The organism is Ilyobacter sp. (assembly GCF_041583315.1).
In the GTDB taxonomy this organism is placed as follows: Bacteria; Fusobacteriota; Fusobacteriia; order Fusobacteriales; family Fusobacteriaceae; genus Ilyobacter.
Window position 1 is genome coordinate 1 of sequence record NZ_JBFHGC010000611.1, and the last position, 1,593, is coordinate 1,593.

At 34.1% G+C, this 1,593-nt stretch carries 2 protein-coding genes and 1 pseudogene; all 3 read right to left on the reverse strand.

The window, feature by feature from the left end; translation table 11 throughout:
- A pseudogene (locus ABZA26_RS14725) lies at positions 1 to 665 on the reverse strand (tRNA uridine-5-carboxymethylaminomethyl(34) synthesis GTPase MnmE); the annotation flags it as partial.
- 1 nt (position 666) lies between these two features.
- Complete coding sequence (gene jag / locus ABZA26_RS14730; RefSeq protein ID WP_372715239.1) at positions 667 to 1,287, reverse strand: RNA-binding cell elongation regulator Jag/EloR; 621 nt, start codon at positions 1,285 to 1,287, stop codon at positions 667 to 669.
- Positions 1,287 to 1,593: YidC/Oxa1 family membrane protein insertase (locus ABZA26_RS14735; protein ID WP_372715240.1), on the reverse strand; the 307-nt coding region annotated here is incomplete at its 5' end. The genes jag and ABZA26_RS14735, both read right to left, overlap by 1 nt.

Genomic DNA, 1,593 nt, shown 5'->3' on the forward strand with positions numbered 1-1,593 from the left:
GTTTTTACACCCTCTTTTATCATTTTACCCTTAGCATATGAAGCTATCAGAGTATCAGATGTTTCTAAAACCTCTATCAAATTATCCATTAGGTTATCTGGTAGCGGGTCATCTATCCCCTCTTCTGGATAATCTAATACTACATTGACATGGGCTGCTACATCAAGGATCATTTTTTTCAGTATACCTATCTGAGTTTTTAAGTCACCTCTCAGCTGATTTAGAGAAAGAGAGATACTTTTATCTGTCTTTCCGTGAATTATATCCATTACAGCTTCAGCCTGAGTGAGATCTAATCTTCCGTTTAAGTAAGCTCTTCTTGTAAATTCACCCTGCTCTGCTATTCTGGCTACTTTTTTCAGAAGAAGTTCCAAAATTCTTTCTGTAATAAGATACCCGCCATGACAGTTGATCTCTACAATGTCTTCTGTAGTATAAGTCTTAGGACCTTTCAAAAAAGATACCATGACTTCGTCTAAAAGAATATCCCCATCATAGATATGACCATAATTTATAGTGTGACTTTTAAGAAATTCTGCATTTTTTCCTGATTTTGCTCTGAATACTTTTGACAATATCTTTACAGAATCGTCTCCGGACATTCTCACTATTCCTATCCCACCCTCGCCTCTAGGGGTAGAAATGGCAGCTATTGTATCAAACATACTATCCTTGCCTCTTCTTTTTTATAACAATATATCTCTTTGGATCTCTACCTTCACTGTAAGTGTCTAGATCCTCATATTTATTTACAATTTCATGAATTATTTTTCTTTCTCTTGGAGGCATCGGGTTTAACCTTATTGCTTTATCTGACTTTAAAGCTTTTTCAGACATTTTTCTCGCAAGATCTCTCAAAGTGTTGGCTCTCTTTTCTTTGAATCCCTCAACATCAACTTCAACCTTCATGTTTTTAACAAGGCTGTTTAATAGGTACTCAAAACTATTCAAAGTCTTTCCTTTTTTCCCTATAATAATACCGTTATCTTCACCGTATAAATTAAGAAGTACAAAATGATCACTTGATTTTAATATTTCCATCTGAAGATTTAGACCCATATAATCCAATATTTCCTGGGCTTTTTTTGTTACTTCTGATTCTGCTTCTTTTTCTTTTTTTATCTCTATTTCAAAGAGTCCTTCTTTTTTAAAGAATCCAAGAAAGGATTTAGATTTTATTTTTTCTTCAACTTTTACAACCTGCTCAATTTTAGCTTCGCAGATTTTCAGTGCTCTCTGAATAGCTTCTTCCTTTGTCATTGCTTTTATCTCAACAACGCTACTCATTATGCTTCATCTCCTCTTTTCATTACATAATATTGCTGAAGTATACCAGCAGCACTAGAGGTTAACCAATAAATTTGAAGACCTGCAGGCATTTTATAAGATATAAAAACCATCATAATAGGGAACATGTACATCATGCTCTTCATATGAGGATTAGAATCTGATCCCATAATTTTTTGCTGTGCAAATGCAACTAATCCATTTAATACAGGTAATATGTAAAGTGGATCTGGTTTTATCAGAGTGAGCCATAAAAAAGTCGACTCTATCGGTACAATTCCACCATCAACAGGTGCTTTTCTTAGA